Here is a 15,273-nt window from a genome sequence, read left to right on the forward strand (position 1 = left end):
CCACGTATTCAATATGCACTTGCTCAGAAAATTCAATCCTTACGTGTATCCTGATTGAGAAGACGTGTGCGGCAAACATCCAGAATCTCATCTGCCAGAGCTGAATCATCAGGGCAGGCACGGGACAGCACCAGAGCACCAACAAGATGTGCGATGGTGTCGATGAGTTCAGCACGCGTTCCGCTTTCCGCACAGTTTTCATTTGCTAAAATGGTCAGTTGATTTTCAACGCCAGCCGCAAATGTTGCCTTAATGGATTCAGACAGACGTGCTGTATCTGCGCCCAGAGCAGACATCACGCAACCATTTCCCATATCATCGCGATGCTGGCGGGAGAGGTAGTATTCAACAAATTTTTCCCGGCTCACACCTACCGTACTTTCTGCAGAGCGCGTAAAACCGCAGCTCATCGCTTCCGCCATCAGATCAGCCTTAGAGCCAAAGTGCTTGTAGAACCCGCCGTGAGTTAGCCCTGCAGCAGACATCAGTTCCGCGACACCCACGCCATCGTAACCGCGCACACGAAAAAGTTCTGAGGCCGTTTCAACAATGCGCATTCTGTTTTCCCGAACCTTCTCTTTCGATACTTTCATGCTCTTCTACCCCTCTCAAAATATAGGGCTAAGTATACATTGATGATGATCGTAATCAAATGAATTGACTTTTTAGATTATGACCATCATCATTGAATGCGTGCCTTCACCTACCACCTACCGGGAAAACAACATGACGAACCAACCACTATTTCAACCTTACAATCTGGGGCCCATTACGCTTGCCAACCATATCGTGATGGCACCGCTGACGCGTAACCGTGCTGGAGCAGGTCTGGTTCCTGGCGAACTGGCTGCGACCTACTATGCCCAGCGTGCCACAGCAGGATTACTGATTACCGAAGCCACGCAGATCTCCGCTCAGGCGCAGGGCTATCAGGATACGCCGGGGATCTATACACAGGCTCAGATCGATGGCTGGCGCAAAGTGACTGACGCGGTGCATGCCAAAGGTGGGCGCATATTTATACAGCTATGGCACGTAGGACGGATCTCGCATATCGATTTACAGCTAGGTGGCGCTGCGCCGGTCGCACCGTCTGCTATCCGTGCTGAGACTAAGACCTTTGTGAACAACGGATTTGCTGACGTTTCTGAGCCACGTGCGCTGGAGTTGCATGAAATTCCGGGGATTATCGACGATTTCAGGCAAGCATCAGCAAACGCCATTGCTGCCGGATTTGACGGCGTAGAGATCCATGGCGCGAATGGTTATCTGTTGGAACAGTTCCTTAAAGACGGTGCCAATCAGCGTACAGATGCGTACGGCGGCTCTGTCGAGAATCGTGCGCGCCTGCTGTTAGAAGTCACGGCGGCCGTTAAAGAGGAGATTGGTGCTGACCGCACCGGCGTGCGCATTTCACCGGTTTCCCCTGTAAATGCGATTTCATGCAGTGATCCGCAGCCGCAATATGACTACGTCGCTGATCAACTTAATGCATTAGGTATCGTGTACCTCCATGTGGTTGAAGGCGCTACGGGCGGCCCGCGTGATGTATCACCGTTCGATTACGATTCTCTGCGCCGACGCTTTAAAAATACCTACATCGGCAACAACGGCTATGACCTAGCGCTGGCATCCGCTCAACTTGCGCAAGGTAAAGCCGATCTGTTCGCGTTCGGTCGTCCGTTCATTTCCAACCCGGACCTGGTTGAAAGGCTGAAGACGAGTGCGCCTCTGGCCTTACTTAATCCTGAAACACTTTATGGCGGTGGTGCAGCGGGATATACCGATTACCCGTCGCTTACTGAGGCCAGCAAGTAAAGTATCGGTGTCACGGTTATACTTGGGTCGCACATTGCGAATTCTGTTTACACATTAATAAAGAAGATCAATTTATGACTAACGCTTCAGTTCTCATTACAGGCGCATCCACGGGTATTGGTGCTGTTTACGCTGAACGGTTCGCCCGCCGGGGTCACAACCTTGTTTTGGTTGCACGCGACAAAGCAAAGTTAGAGACACTTGCGGATCGCTTGCGACAGGAAAATGGTATTTCTGTCGATGTTTTGCCTGCTGACCTCACGCAAACGAGTGATTTAGCTGTGGTCGAAGCTCGCCTGCGTGAAGACGCGCAGATTGGCATTCTTATCAATAACGCGGGTATCGCGCAGTCCGGCAGTTTTACAGAGCAGACGCCTGATTCGATAGAAAGCCTTATCGCGCTCAACGTCACCGCCCTGACGAGACTTGCCAGTGCCGTGGCACCACGGTTCGTGCAAGCGGGTGAGGGATCGATCGTCAACATCAGTTCCGTCGTAGGTCTGGCCCCAGAGTTTGCGATGACGGTTTACGGCGCAACCAAAGCCTTTGTTCTTTTCCTGTCTCAGGGAATGAATGTAGAGCTGTCATCTAAGGGCATTTATATCCAGGCGGTGCTCCCTGCCGGCACTTACACGGAAATTTGGGAACGTGCGGGTATCGACATCAGTAATTCGTCAAAATTTATGGAAGTGGGCGAGTTAGTGGATGCCGCACTGGTTGGCTTTGATCGCCGTGAACTCGTCACCATCCCACCTTTACATAATGCTGCACGCTGGGACACCCTCGATGCTTCGCGTCAGGCTTTGCTTTCAGACATTAAACAAGATGAAGCCGCAGAGCGATATAAATCAATTTAGTCAATGACTTGTACTCTGCAGAACGGTCTTTGGGCTGTTCAGCAGAGCGGTAAATCCGACATAAATCCCTCACAGCGTGTCGTCTCATCTTTGATGAGAAACCTCAAACAAATCATGAAGGCCTTATTCACCATGGCAAAAAAACGTGTAGCACTGGTTACAGGCGCTTCCTCCGGTATCGGCATATCCTGTTTGCTGTATTTATCGAGCTATTCCTAGGTATTGCCTTTTTACTCAGCAACAGATTCGCTAAGAAAAATTTCACTGACAAACGCGACAGGGTAAACGACAAATGAAGACTAAGACGATGAAAGCATTTACATTTAAACGCTATGGTAAATCTCCTGAGTTGGGGTTCGATGATGTAGATTATCCTTCACTCAACCCTGATGAAATCCTGGTTAAAGTTTACGCTGTTGGTCTGAACCCGATTGATAACATGATCCCCACCGGAATATTTAAGCCGGTTTTGCATTTTAAGTTCCCTGCTACATTGGGCAGCGACTTGTCCGGTGTTGTTGTTGCCGTGGGAAGTCGCGTGATGCGTTTCACGCCCGGCGACGAAATCTTTGCTAGCATTTTTGACATGGGAACGGGGTCTCTTGCCGAATTTGCAGTGGTGCCTGAAAGCGCCGCAGCAATGAAACCCGCAAACTTGGATTTTGTGCATGCCGCTTCTCTGCCGATGGTGAGCCTTACATCCTGGCAAGCGCTGACAGAACGTGCCAGGTTGCAGCCTGGCCAGAAGGTTTTCATCCCGGCAGGTTCCGGGGGAATTGGTAGTTTTGCGATCCAACTGGCCAAGCACCTTGGCGCAACGGTCGGAACCACCACCAGCACGGGCAATGTCGAATGGGTGAGTGGTCTTGGCGCAGACGAAGTGATTGATTATAAAAAGCAAGAATTCGAAAAGGTGCTGAGCGGCTACGATATTGTTCTCGGCACTGTCAGAGGCGATACAATTGATAAATCTACCCAAATTCTAAAGTCTGGCGGAAAGATTGTCTCTCTCACCGGGCCGTTAGATACCGCGTTCGCACGGGCTCGGGGACTAAACTTCTTGCTGCGTTTTGTTTTCGGGTTGATGAGCCGCAAGATTATGCGTCTTACGAAAAAACGGGGTCTGACCTATTCATTTCTCTTTGTCCGTCCTGATGGTAGTCAACTCACCCAAATCGGCAAACTCATAGAAGCTGAACAAATCAAGCCAGTGATCGATAAGGTGTTCCCCTTTACAGAGGCTAGAGAGGCTCTTGCCTACCTTGCCCGGGGACATGCGAAAGGAAAAGTGGTTGTTAAGATGTAGGAGTGATAACAACTCCGAAAACCGCGGGTTTATAGCTAATTCACTGAAATTTAGGAATAAAAAAAGACGTCGGTTCCCAATAGGATTCGAATTAGCCACGTATCTATATTGAAATAAAAGGATTATCACCAGCTCGAAAAACGTAGTGGCCCCCAAACCTTTCTGGCTGGATTTTTTGCGGGTTATCCACAGTGGAAGGTGGATTATATCCTGTTGTGGGAGAGGGCAGAATACGGCTTATCGACTGACCCAGTTTTCCACACGTAGCCCAGGCACACGCTCAAACTCACGAACATTGTTCGTTACCAGTATCAAACCTGCGGACCGAGCATGACCGGCTAACATGGCATCATACGGGCCGATGGGGGTTCCTTGTTTTGCCAGTTCGGCACGAATTTGCCCAGTATGTACAGCAGCGTCAAAGCCATAAGTTTGTACTTCCAGACGCGCAGAAAAACCTTCAATCACGGCGAGATTCTTTTCTGGGTTTACCGATTTCTCCGCGCCATAAATCAGCTCCATCAGCGTGATAGCACTGATAGCAAACTGCCCGTAATGACGGTAGAAAGCGTCCCTGACTTCCTGCGGTTTGTTCTTGATAGTGTAAATACAGATATTGGTATCAAGCAGATATTTCAGCATCAAAAATCTTCCCTGACCTGATCATCGGGTTGCTCTCTGGTGATCATAAAGTCAGGCGTTACCCCATCCTGTTCGAACCAACTATCCCAGCTTTCTCCTGCCGGAGTAATGATTCGTGTGCGACCAATTGCAACGATATCAACCTGCTTCACATCATCCGGCAGTGCAACGGCTTTAGGGAGTCGTACCGCCTGACTGCGATTGCTTTTAAATACTGTAGTTTTTTCCATGGCAGTCTCCTTGGAGAAATTTTGTGCTATCGATAGCATAGAATATTGATGGGATATGTCAATGGGATATACCAATGTGAAACGATTGGTTACTCACTTTGCCGTCAAGATCTTCGGATAATGTTTGGCAATAATGTCGTTCATCTGATCGATCAGGTCAGAGCGTTTAAAGATAAGATGTCCAGTGCCTTTCTGAAAGTAACGAACGCTGAGGAACTCATCCTCGTATTCCTGCTGATGCGGATTATCACGGATAACGATCATTTATCCCATGCATTTATGTGTCGTTGGTTTTTTTATTTCTTGCTTAAAAATGTTAAACGTGCGATTAATGACTCATCGGTTTGTTACACAGACCTAATAAAGCGGTTTAGTAAAGCAGTTCTCATCTCAAGCGTTATCCATGGATAATCCTTCTTTTTGAGCCTCCTTATCGTTAGTAATTAAATTTCTGTGGCGTAAACCTTTTCGCCGGAAGGCTCAACGTATTGAGGTAATATCTATGTCTAACAAGATGACTGGTTCTGTAAAATGGTTTAATGAATCCAAAGGGTTCGGCTTCATCACTCCAGAGGATGGTAGCAAAGATGTATTTGTGCATTTTTCTGCTATCCAAAATAATGGTTTCAAAACTCTGGCTGAAGGCCAGCGTGTCGAATTCATCATCGAAAGTGGTGCGAAAGGCCCGTCTGCTGGTAATGTATCCGCGATTTAGTTTTATTAAGTCCGCCATTAGCTCAGCATGGTCAGAGCGGTGCTTTTTAGTTAGGGAGTAGGGCCGAGGTTCGAGTCCTCGATGGCGGCCCAACATTACGTTAGAGTCTCGATAATATCGAGGCTTTTTTTTTGCTTGTATACCCACTAAGGCGTGATCGAAAAATTTTTCTGCTCACCTCTTGAAAATCCATTTTCAGACATCATTTTAATTACCGGACAAGCAATGCTTGCCTTTACTTGAGCTTTTGAATTGACTATTCAGGAGGTTAATTATGGCACTCAGAACCTTGTCAGCAATTCCAGGTTTTGCTGATTCCATTTTTGCTGATCGTGTTAATCGTATTGACCGTCTTTTCAGTCAACTTGCAGGGGATTCACCAATTGCGTCGTTGCCTGCGTATGATCTGAAAAAGGTTGATGATAACAACTACCTTTTAAGAGTAAGCGTGCCTGGCTGGAAAGAGGATGAGTTGGAAATTGAAACAGTCAGTGGAAACTTGCATGTTTCAGGGAAACAAACTGAAAATGAGTCTCAGGACGAATCCGGTTGGATATACAGAGGAATTCGTCGTTCGGATTTCCGTTTGAGTTTTTCTCTGCCCGAACATGCCAAAGTGAGTAATGCAAAGCTTGAGAGTGGTTTTTTACAGGTCTCTATTTACCAAGAAATACCCGAAAGTGAAAAACCACGCAAAATAGCAATCGAAAACAGTAGCAAAGTTATTGAGCATCAGGCTTGATAGCTTAATGTTAGTATAATTTCCACTAAAAGCCCGCCACTTGCGGGCTTTTTCCGTTTTAGCGCAGCAGCCCCAGAAGTGTTTATTTTCTAATCCGCACAAGTGCGCCTGATGTGGCGTCAAATCTGATCAGTATACAGAGTTTAGGCGAAGGTGAGTTTTCCTTGACTGAAAATCTTACTACAGTTGGGGCACATCAGGGCGGAACCTTTTTGGACTCTGGTATGGCTATGTTCTGACTGATTGGTGCAATGAGGGCAGGTGCATTTGATGAGATAGTTGCGATTATTTTTTGAGTTTTTGCGTTGTTGCATAAATTATTTCCTAGTGAATGGAGCGCAACAATACACTATCTATATGCATATAGCTCGCACGAATTTTGATAACCACCTTATGTAGGTGGTTTTTCTATTTCAAACTCCGAGGGAATATCACTGATACGCTTTGTTGTTAAATCCAGCCCTACAGGCTTAATATCCTTTCAATAACACAACATCGCGATTGTGCAGCTTTATGGAGTCAGCATGTCGAAACAGATAACCGAGCAATTGCTCTTTCGCCCAGCGAGCGAAAAACCTGTTGTGAGCATGGATGGAAAGGATGTGCTGATCTATAACTCGAGCGATGGATGAATATACTCCGCATGATTTTTACGTCGCATGGGCATTGTTGCCAGATAACCATAATCTGAGAGAGCAATTCTCGGACCAGAAAGGTCTGGCCGTTTAGGCCCCAAAAAATTCAATCAGGCTCACTTCGGGGGGCCTTTTCTTTTTCCTGTAAATCACACCGCGCCCCGTAACAGCGGAGGTGAGGTTCATGTGTATGTCAAATATTACAACGGGCGCTTCCTACGCTGCATCTGGTGGGAGCGCGATGTTTTGGTTCGAGCGCCTGCTTAACGGATTGCTGTGCATAGCCGTCGTAGCGGGGGGAATGTCGGTTGGGCTGAGATATGGACTACTAGAAACCTGCCAAACCTGGCAACGCTTGATACCGTGCATGGATTTTGGAAAACAGCAAGCCCGGTTGTGAAGCTATTTGCAGATGGCACCAGCGAACTCACCAGCGAAGCCGAGGGCATCACAACCGAATGCCTGAGCGAAGGCGTGTACCGCATTTCCGGCTGTTTGGGCCTGAATGCCGATCGCGCCTGAGGTGGTGATGACGGCGGTATCGATGTGCCGCAATAAGTTACCTCGCCAGTGGGTGGACTATGGCGGTGATGAAGGCAGTGCGACGATAAACCCGGATGGCTCTATCGTCATTCGCACCGATCATCGGCCACACCCGGATGCGCCTGTGTTCGCTCACAATGAGATAGAGGGATACGCGAACGGCGACCCGATCGATATTCCGAGTGACACGTTTATTTCAGTACGCGTGCAGATGCCAGAACGTGAGGAGCCAAAACCGAAGGTGATGCACAGTAATGTTTACTGCAATACAGTGACAAGCTAAAAAAAGAGCGCGCAGGGTGCTACAACACCCGTTAAGGCACCTGTGTATTATTATTTTAGTTGGTTTTTATAGGTAATTTACTGATTTATATGGTACGCCCTACAGGGCTCGAACCTGTGACCTACGGCTTAGAAGGCCGTTGCTCTATCCAACTGAGCTAAGGGCGCATAGCGAGATGCGGTTATGTCGTTTGACAACAGTGGGCTGGATTATACCCACACGCCTCAGTGAGTCAACGCATTGGGCCCGATTTTCTGCCGTACGGTGAATCGCTGTACAGTTCTGTTGTCGAGCCCATCATTCAGTATGCGATGTGTTAAAGCCGTTATCATTGCCGGTGATGATAACGGCGAGCGGTTACCAGGAATAATTTACGCCGAGTGAAACCCGTCCTGCCTTGTAAGACGACAAATTGGTATCTACACCGACCGCACCCGTTACACTCAGGTTGGGCATCAGATTTCCTTTCACGCCAAATTTGAATTCAGCTCTATCGGCGGGCATCGATTCCCGTACTGTCGTTTCATCCATGCGCATTGTTTGTGATGAGGGCCCATGCCACCAGTTGGCTTCAATGAACCCCTGCATCAACGTTTGGCCATTCGGATCCAGTCTATCTTCATAAAGCCGGACCCCCAAGCGTGTGGTGGCACTATTATCAGACATATCAGAAGCTACGGAACCGCTTGCCGTAGTGTGGTCTTTTGCGCGATACAGGGCGTAAATGATCTGAGCCTGTGGCTCCAGGTAATACCGTGCAGTGGGGGATTCAGCTACCTTGAGTTTATATCCGCTCTCAATGGACATCGTCGTGTTGCGTGAGCGATAACTCTCGGTGCGTTGGCCCTGGCCTGTCACGTCGTTGTCAAATCGCCCATGCATCAACCAGGTATCAATATACGGGCCGGTTTGCGGATCGTGGTGACCAAACCAGGTGCCATAGATCCCTGCGCTGTAGCTTTTTACGCTGTGAGATGAACGTGAAACCTCATCCTCGCTGTTGCCAGAACTGGTGCCGTATTGAGCCATCAGCCCAACCCGAATGCTGCCGTCGTGCCCGTCACTGAAACGTGCGATGTCACTCCCACCGTGCAGCACCCAGCGCCTGTCTTCTGCTTCTTGGCTATCAACACCATCGTGTTGAACCATTGAGCCTTCCATGCGTAGCCAGGTATACGAATCCTCTTGCCCTGGCACCTGCCACTGTCTGTCATGCAGCGTATGTTTATGCATCGCCATTGCCGATTGGCGTTCTTGTAAGTATGAGCCGACCACCGGTGAAAGTAGCGAAACCAAATACCAATCTTGCGCCTCGCCACCATTACCACCGCGTTTTAAACTGTAATTATACGCACCAACGTTCAATATCCCGGTACTGTTGTATCCGTCTGAGTTGGGATCAAGTCGAAACGCGCCAGCGCTGGTCGTACCGCCATTTTCAGTCTGTACCAGGGCAACGCCTTTGTTGGTGAGCCCTCCCATGCTATTGCCTGTTTTTACCAGAAGTGAAGTATTGCCTGAGGCGTTACCGCCATCAATGATCAGGCGATCGGAGGGGGAAGCATCACCGCTGAGCAACGTATTGACCACAATGACCCCGCCGTTCCCGATATAATCACCTTTCACTGTCAGTGCTGCGCTGGGGCCGCTGCCGTCGGTCATATTTACCGTTCCCGCGTTATTGAGTCCGGCGATGACCTGGCTTAACCCATCGAGTGCTAGCGTGGCTGATTGCTCAACAGTAATGATAGAGTCTGGGCTGAATACATTGAGATCGCCTGCTTGCAGTGTACCTGCTTCTACAGAGGTTAAACCGGAGTAAGTGTTGTTTGCTATCAGCGTGGTGATACCCGCGCCGAATAGCCGTAGCCCACCGCTGCCAGAGATAAGTCCGTCAAAGGAATAATCGTCATTGCGGTTAAAGGCAAGTGTCCCTGCATTATCGACATCACCGATGATTGAGCCGGTATTGCCGCCGTTGCCCAGTTGCAATGTGCCTGAGGAAATCAGCGTGCCGCCGAGATAGTTATTGGCCGCCGTTAATACGGTGGAGCCACTGCCTCGTTGATCAACCAGACCATTACCGGAAATGGTGCTGTTGAAAATCAATGTGTCATTTCGATTAAAAGCCAGTATTCCATTATTGTTAACGTTGCTGGTGAGTGAACCCGTGTTTCCGCCATTACCCAATTGCAGAGTCCCTGAGGATATCGTGGTAAGCCCCGTGTAGGTACTGTTTGCTGTCAACACCGTTGAGCCGGTGCCTACCTGGTTGACCACGCCAGTGCCGGAAATAACGCCATCATAGACGAGCAGATTATTACGATTAAACGCCAGCGTGGCATTGTTGGTCACGTTGCTGATGATTGAACCGGTGCTGCTGCCGTCGCCAATTTGTAATGTCCCTTGGGTGAGTACCGTATTGCCGGTGTACGTGTTCTCCCCTGTCAGTGAGAGCAAACCAGTACCGATTTTGGTCAGGGTTCCTGTCCCGGAAATAATACCGCTCGAGGTTAACGGGGAGGTGAGGGCGATATCAATGGTACCGCCGAGGGTATTCAATTGAGTCGCGCGTGACGTGGACATCATTGCGTCAGTGGCGAGCGTACCGCCATTAAAAGATAGCCCCCCGCCAGATTGACCAAGGTTGCTGTCGCTAGTGATGCGCAGCGTACCGCCGTTGATTGCCGTGCCCCCGGTATAGGTATTGGCTCCGTTAAGCACCAGTGTGCCGAGATCGGTTTTCACCAGTTGTACATTGCCTTGCAAGATGGCATCGATGATCGCGGTATAGGCTGCTCCTGGCAGGCTACCATTGCCAACGCGCACCGTGGTTTGCCCTGAGCCGCTTTCAGTTTCTACCAGTGACAGCTCAGCGCCATTCAAAACGTACCCATCAGAGGCGAACTGCATTCCCGACGAGGTAACCTGACCCAGGCTATTGTCTACCGTGACGTTACCGGCTTCCGCCTGAAAAATAGCAAAAGCACTATCCTGCCAAGGCGCGTTTAATAGGCCATCGGAGACCGTCCAGTTGTCGTTACCCACGGTAGCAGTTTGCCAGACACCGTTACCGCCATTGACTACACCGTTATTTTTATTACCCACCGCACCGCCGTCCCACATGTTCAGCGTCAGACCGGTGCTATCCACCAGGTTTACCTGATTCGCAACCGATGTTTGCACATATTCAACCCTGCCTGGCGGAATATCACCGAGTTCCAGACCGTTATTGGTCAGGGCTCCTGCGTAGTCAATAACACGATAGATACCGGGGCCAAATGAGCCTCCTGTCGTAGCTGTAACGTTGATGGTTCCATCCAGAACCAAATCCCCGTTGACCTTCACCAGATCGTTAAGTGGGCCCCCCACTTCATAAGGTAATCCGAAGTGGTAATCGAGAATTGAACCACTGTTTAACGTAAGACTGCCATTGATAGTCAGTTTATCAATGATCCCTCCTATCGCGCCGGGGGACAGGGTAGCGCCATCGGCAATAGTGACATCGCCGCCTATAATCCCGGTGCCGCCCAGTGTGGCACCGCTGTTTACCGTGGTGATACCTGTGGCTGCGGTTTGATTGCCATTGATATACAGCCCACCAGCAGTAACGTTGGTTGCTCCCAAATAGGCGTTGCTGCCCGTTAATACCGTGTTTCCTGAACCCGTTTGAGATATCGCGCCATTACCGGAGATGTTGCCACCATAGGTGAGTAAATTATTGCGTTGGAACGCCAGTGTGCCACCACTCTCCACATTGACATCGCTGGCTATCGAGCCTGTATTACCGTTATCACCGAGTTGCAGCGTTCCGGCACTGACAGTGGTGATACCCGTGTAAGTATTCTCTCCTGTCAGAAGGGTAACACCACTTCCACGTTGATTGACCTGACCGCTACCCGAAATGATTCCGGCATAAGAAAGATTGTTGTTGCGATTGAATGCCAGCACGCCATTGGTGCCTATATCAATATTACTGCTCAGGGAGCCCGTGCCAAGACCGTTACCCAGTTGTAGCGTACCGTTCAAAATATCGGTTTGGCCGGTATAGCTACTTGCTCCTGTCAGCGTCAACGTGCCGCTTCCGTCTTTGGTGAGGGAGCCTGAACCGCCGATTGCACCACTCATTGTCAATGTCGTCGCAGGGGATACGGCAAATGTGCCACCACCAACGTCCAGCGTGACTGCGCGCGCTGAGGTGAAGCTGCCCGTTGTGGCGAGGGTTCCGGTATTCAAGCTGAGGCTGCTTGCTAAGGCTCCGAGATTACTGTCTGAGCTGATTTGCAGAGTACCGCCTTCGATCGCCGTACCGCTGGAATAGGTATTAAGTCCGTTTAAAATCAATGTGCCCAGATCGCTCTTCACCAGCGTGGTAGCTCCCTGTAACAGGGCATCAATGGTGGCAGTATAACCGGCGCCTGCTGAGGTATGATCGCCGACTTCAACCGTGGTTTTTCCTGAGCCAGCCTCGCTTTCAACGAGCGTTAACGCTGCACCGTTGAGGGTATAACCGTCTGACGCAAACTGCATTCCCGCTGCGATAACCTGTCCTTCACTGTTATCAATGGTGACTGTGCCGGGATCAGCGGTGAAAATGGCAAACGCCGCATTGCTCCAGGGCGCGTTAATAGTCCCAGCGTCGAGGGTCCAGTTATCGTTACTGCCGGGCGTAGAAGCCTGCCAGATGCCGTTTCCCCCATTAATCATGCCGTCGTTTTTATTGTCCAGCGCGCCACCGTCCCAAAAATTCAGTGTGAGTCCTGCGCTATTAATCAAATTAACCTGATTGGCAACGGAGGTCTGAATAAACATACCGCTCGTTTCAGGGAGGCTTCCGAGATTCAATTGGTTATTGGTCAACGTCCCGCGGTAATCGATAAGGCGATAAAGACCGGGAGTAAACGCACCGGGGGCGCTTTCGGTGATGTTAAGTATGCCGTCCAGCGTGAGATTGCCATTAACCACGGTCAAATCGTTGTTGGTGCCGTTGATGACGCCAGCTTCACCCAAGGTGTAGTTAAGTATTGAAGTATTGTTAAGCGTAAGGCTCCCGTTAATTGTCAGGGTTCCAACACGTCCAGAGGCTGCGCCGGGCGATAAGATACCGCCGTTCGCCACCGTGACGGCGCCGCCGATAGTGCCATTGCCACCCAGCATTGCGCCGTTACTGACTGTCGTTGTTCCAGTGGCACTGGTCTGATTACCGTTGATGTACAGGCTGCCATTACTCACGGACGTGGTGCCGCTGTAGCTATTATTGGCGCTCAGCGTTGTCGCTCCGCTACCGTTTTGGATAACTGCGCCGTTTCCGGAAATAATACCGCCGTAGTTAATCGCATCGCTGCGGTTAAAAGCCAACGTTGCGTTATTGATGATATTACCAACGATGGAACCTGATGTTGCGCCGTTACCTAATTGTAAGGTACCGCTTGAAAGTGTTGTACCGCCCGCATACGTGCTATTTCCCGCCAGTATGAGGGTTCCTGAGCCTGTTTTGCGAAGTGCGCCATCACCAGAAATCAAGCCACCATAGGTCAACGTGCCGGAACGGTTGAAAGAGAGTAGGGCATTAGTGGCAACAGACGTATTCCCGCTGATTGACCCTACATTACCGCTTACCTCCAGGGTGCCTTGATTGATGTTGGTGCCATTATAGGTATTGACGCCAGTAAGTGTCAGTACACCGTTGCCATTTTTGGTTAGGGCATTTCCCGTGACAGTACCGCTGATGGTAACGGCGTTATTCTGGGTATCTAAAATACTGTTTGCGTTAGTGATGTTCACCGCTCTTGCTACCGACAAGGTGGCGTTGCTGATGAATTGCAATGTACCGCCATCCAGCGTCAAGGTGCCTGCAACGCTACCCAGTGCGCCATCTGCGGCAATTTGCAAGATACCTGCCGCCAGCGTCCATGGTGTATTGGCCGTTGTAGTGTTTATCAGCCGCCAGGTACTTGAGCCGGTTTTATAAAAACTGGAGAAATTCTGAAATTTATTGCCGAACTGTGAGACATCAAAGAGGGTCGAGCGTTGAGTCCCTGTGGTGTTGCTCGTCAGGTTAGTCGTCGAGCCCCCTACTATGAATTTGTTAGTGGTGCCTGAATTTGCAGAGATATTGCCATTAAAAAGCCAATTATATTGTAATTCCAGACTGTTGATACCCTCGGTGAAATAAATTGAATTTACCCGCGTTGAACCATCTGCATTAAAGCCGCCTTGAAGGGTATTATTATTAATAATATTAATATTATTTCCGGTAATACCGAATCCGCCGACGGGAAGGGGACTTGTTGGGAAATTGCCCGCTCCCCCCGCATTACCGCCAGTGATTGTTCCACTGTTAGTAATGGTTGTGCTCTCTGCGTTAATGCCTGCGCCGCCATTAGCGCCATTCCTTCCCCGGTTATAGCTGGAACTGCCGCCATTACCACCATTGCCGCCATTACCACCAGTAATTGTATGATTTCCGATATTGAGCGTCACATTTTGTGCGCGAATTGCAGAGCCTCCTTGACCCGCTAACCCTGCACCTCCTTGAGCAAAGGCGTTTCCACCATTTCCCCCTCGGCCCCCGAAGATATTGTTTGAGGAACTCATTGTTCCTCCTCCAATAATGACTGCTCCCGCACCGCCACCGCCACCCCCGCCACCATCGGCACCCGCCCTGTTGCCGTCGTCAGTGGCGTTTCCTCCGTTACCGCCATTTCCTCCGCGAATAATGGTAGAAATACTGTTTAATGAACCTACCCACCCATCACCGCCACCTCCCCCGCCACTAGCGCCAATAGATCCCGTACAGCTACCACATACGGAGTTTCCGCCATCTCCTCCTGCACTTCCTTGGGGATTAATCGCTGTGCCCGATATCCCCCCACTGCCTCCACTCCCAGCAGTACCACCGAAAGCGGTACGACCTACGGTGCCAGCACCGCCGTTTCCATTGGTAAAACCGTTGCCTCCAGAATCAACCGCACCCGTACCCTGTCCCCCTTTACCAAATCGTCCACCGCCGCCGCCTACGCCCGCGTTACCGCCGAAGCCGTCAATCGGGTAAGGGTTGTCGCCGCCAGAACCGTCAGCGAGAGCCTCTGAGGCGTTGACACAAAATGCTGTGATCAACAACAAGCGTAGTATCGATATCCTCAAGAAAACATTATTTATTGTCACGGCGCTTTCCTGGGGAAGGGACTGAGAATTATTATTTTTTTTGGGGGGACGGGAGAATGAATGAACAAAACAACGCTTTTTCATCGTTTACTCCACTAGATTATATAAAAGAGGGATGACGAAAATTTTTTGTGACATTTAATAGGAAAGTAAATTAGCGAATGCTTTTTTTATTATGGTATTGGGGGGAGGATTTTCAGTGTAATCAAATTCTTAATTGTTTTTTTCTTGTCGTGTTGTTTACCCACTGTTTAGTGATGTAAGTCAAGTGTTCGGGGAAATATATGTCTCTTTCTTTTTACCCTTATGTTGAGGCATCGATAATTCTTGACTCA

12 protein-coding genes, 2 tRNA genes and 1 pseudogene are annotated in these 15,273 nt (G+C 49.6%); 8 read left to right on the top strand and 7 right to left on the bottom strand.

Annotation, left to right across the window (positions count from 1 at the left end):
* Positions 1-32 precede the first annotated feature (32 nt).
* On the bottom strand, positions 33-593 hold the full coding sequence (locus J5224_RS00830) for a TetR/AcrR family transcriptional regulator (RefSeq protein ID WP_264623542.1): 561 nt from the start codon (positions 591-593) through the stop codon (positions 33-35).
* A gap of 133 nt (positions 594-726) precedes the next feature.
* Here J5224_RS00830 and J5224_RS00835 point away from each other — a divergent pair, with 133 nt between their 5' ends.
* The 3 genes from J5224_RS00835 (at position 727) to J5224_RS00845 (ending at position 3,981) form a co-directional block, all read left to right on the top strand.
* Complete coding sequence (locus J5224_RS00835) at positions 727-1,818, top strand: alkene reductase (protein WP_264623543.1); 1,092 nt, start codon at positions 727-729, stop codon at positions 1,816-1,818.
* A gap of 74 nt (positions 1,819-1,892) precedes the next feature.
* The gene (locus J5224_RS00840) at positions 1,893-2,675 is read left to right on the top strand and encodes an SDR family NAD(P)-dependent oxidoreductase (RefSeq protein WP_264623544.1); all 783 of its coding nucleotides are present in this window, start codon (positions 1,893-1,895) and stop codon (positions 2,673-2,675) included.
* 292 nt (positions 2,676-2,967) lie between these two features.
* Positions 2,968-3,981 (top strand): NADP-dependent oxidoreductase, encoded by a 1,014-nt coding sequence (locus tag J5224_RS00845; protein WP_264623545.1) that lies wholly within the window; start codon positions 2,968-2,970, stop codon positions 3,979-3,981.
* Positions 3,982-4,218: 237 nt separating this feature from the next.
* On the opposite strand, the gene vapC is transcribed toward J5224_RS00845, so the two are convergent.
* The 3 genes and pseudogenes from vapC to J5224_RS00860 all read right to left on the bottom strand — a co-directional run.
* On the bottom strand, positions 4,219-4,623 hold the full coding sequence (gene vapC, locus J5224_RS00850) for a type II toxin-antitoxin system tRNA(fMet)-specific endonuclease VapC (RefSeq protein WP_264623546.1): 405 nt from the start codon (positions 4,621-4,623) through the stop codon (positions 4,219-4,221).
* A complete protein-coding gene (gene vapB / locus J5224_RS00855; RefSeq protein ID WP_205559083.1) occupies positions 4,623-4,853 on the bottom strand; it encodes a type II toxin-antitoxin system VapB family antitoxin in 231 nt (76 codons plus the stop codon). The genes vapC and vapB overlap by 1 nt, the downstream gene beginning before the upstream one ends.
* A 93-nt stretch (positions 4,854-4,946) precedes the next feature.
* Positions 4,947-5,108, bottom strand: a pseudogene (locus tag J5224_RS00860) (DUF4942 domain-containing protein); the annotation flags it as partial.
* Between the two features lie 247 nt (positions 5,109-5,355).
* Here J5224_RS00860 and cspE point away from each other — a divergent pair.
* From cspE to J5224_RS00875, 3 genes are all read left to right on the top strand, one after another.
* A complete protein-coding gene (gene cspE, locus J5224_RS00865) occupies positions 5,356-5,568 on the top strand; it encodes a transcription antiterminator/RNA stability regulator CspE (RefSeq protein WP_264623547.1) in 213 nt (70 codons plus the stop codon).
* 11 nt (positions 5,569-5,579) lie between these two features.
* Positions 5,580-5,660: transfer RNA gene (locus tag J5224_RS00870), tRNA-OTHER, on the top strand.
* A 182-nt stretch (positions 5,661-5,842) separates the two neighbouring features.
* Positions 5,843-6,310 carry an Hsp20 family protein gene (locus tag J5224_RS00875; protein ID WP_264623548.1) on the top strand — a complete coding sequence of 156 codons (468 nt, stop codon included), beginning with the start codon at positions 5,843-5,845 and terminating at the stop codon, positions 6,308-6,310.
* Between the two features lie 143 nt (positions 6,311-6,453).
* Here the strand turns inward: J5224_RS00875 and J5224_RS00880 are convergent, their stop codons facing one another.
* Positions 6,454-6,624 (bottom strand): YnfU family zinc-binding protein, encoded by a 171-nt coding sequence (locus J5224_RS00880; RefSeq protein ID WP_264623549.1) that lies wholly within the window; start codon positions 6,622-6,624, stop codon positions 6,454-6,456.
* A gap of 717 nt (positions 6,625-7,341) precedes the next feature.
* Here J5224_RS00880 and J5224_RS00885 point away from each other — a divergent pair.
* Both J5224_RS00885 and J5224_RS00890 read left to right on the top strand, forming a co-directional pair.
* Positions 7,342-7,467 carry a hypothetical protein gene (locus J5224_RS00885; protein ID WP_264623550.1) on the top strand — a complete coding sequence of 42 codons (126 nt, stop codon included), beginning with the start codon at positions 7,342-7,344 and terminating at the stop codon, positions 7,465-7,467.
* Complete coding sequence (locus tag J5224_RS00890; RefSeq protein WP_264623551.1) at positions 7,451-7,771, top strand: hypothetical protein; 321 nt, start codon at positions 7,451-7,453, stop codon at positions 7,769-7,771. Before J5224_RS00885 ends, J5224_RS00890 begins: the two co-directional genes overlap by 17 nt.
* Before the next feature lie 90 nt (positions 7,772-7,861).
* Here J5224_RS00890 and J5224_RS00895 read toward each other — a convergent pair.
* Both J5224_RS00895 and J5224_RS00900 read right to left on the bottom strand, forming a co-directional pair.
* Positions 7,862-7,938, bottom strand: a tRNA-Arg gene (locus J5224_RS00895).
* 190 nt (positions 7,939-8,128) lie between these two features.
* Positions 8,129-14,938: an autotransporter-associated beta strand repeat-containing protein gene (locus tag J5224_RS00900; RefSeq protein ID WP_264623552.1), complete on the bottom strand. Its 6,810-nt coding sequence runs from the start codon at positions 14,936-14,938 to the stop codon at positions 8,129-8,131.
* Positions 14,939-15,273 lie beyond the last annotated feature (335 nt).

The sequence above is a fragment of the Candidatus Symbiopectobacterium sp. NZEC135 genome, from assembly GCF_025962695.1.

Excerpts from the sequence above, each read along its gene's own strand:
- J5224_RS00830 (WP_264623542.1), bottom strand. The coding sequence starts at position 593 with ATGAAAGTATCGAAAGAGAAGGTTCGGGAAAACAGAATGCGCATTGTT.
- J5224_RS00835 (WP_264623543.1), top strand. The coding sequence starts at position 727 with ATGACGAACCAACCACTATTTCAACCTTACAATCTGGGGCCCATTACG.
- J5224_RS00840 (WP_264623544.1), top strand. The coding sequence starts at position 1,893 with ATGACTAACGCTTCAGTTCTCATTACAGGCGCATCCACGGGTATTGGT.
- J5224_RS00845 (WP_264623545.1), top strand. The coding sequence starts at position 2,968 with ATGAAGACTAAGACGATGAAAGCATTTACATTTAAACGCTATGGTAAA.
- vapC (WP_264623546.1), bottom strand. The coding sequence starts at position 4,623 with ATGCTGAAATATCTGCTTGATACCAATATCTGTATTTACACTATCAAG.
- vapB (WP_205559083.1), bottom strand. The coding sequence starts at position 4,853 with ATGGAAAAAACTACAGTATTTAAAAGCAATCGCAGTCAGGCGGTACGA.
- cspE (WP_264623547.1), top strand. The coding sequence starts at position 5,356 with ATGTCTAACAAGATGACTGGTTCTGTAAAATGGTTTAATGAATCCAAA.
- J5224_RS00875 (WP_264623548.1), top strand. The coding sequence starts at position 5,843 with ATGGCACTCAGAACCTTGTCAGCAATTCCAGGTTTTGCTGATTCCATT.
- J5224_RS00880 (WP_264623549.1), bottom strand. The coding sequence starts at position 6,624 with ATGCAACAACGCAAAAACTCAAAAAATAATCGCAACTATCTCATCAAA.
- J5224_RS00890 (WP_264623551.1), top strand. The coding sequence starts at position 7,451 with ATGCCGATCGCGCCTGAGGTGGTGATGACGGCGGTATCGATGTGCCGC.